Source organism: Joostella sp. CR20 (assembly GCF_038433465.1).
Taxonomy (GTDB): domain Bacteria; phylum Bacteroidota; class Bacteroidia; order Flavobacteriales; family Flavobacteriaceae; genus Galbibacter.
In genome coordinates, this window is sequence record NZ_JAESVF010000062.1 from 1 (window position 1) to 213 (window position 213).

At 34.7% G+C, this 213-nt stretch carries 1 protein-coding gene; it reads right to left on the reverse strand.

Annotated features, from left to right (window positions below):
- Nucleotides 1-213: hypothetical protein (locus JMA43_RS14050; protein WP_342157333.1), on the reverse strand; the 213-nt coding region annotated here is incomplete at both ends.

Sequence of the window (213 nt, forward strand, 5' to 3'; positions counted from 1 at the left end):
TCTGATAAAGTACCATCGGTTGACTTATTCGATGCATCTTCCTTATCAGCAATTGCATCTGCATTATCTGAAATGTTTTCAGCATTTGTTGTAATAGCAGCTGTGTTTTCTGAAATAGCTGAAGTATTCGTTTCTACACTCGTTTCTAATACTCCAATTGCTGCTTCATTCTCAGAAATTGCATCTGTATTATTTGTAACACTTGTTTGCAAA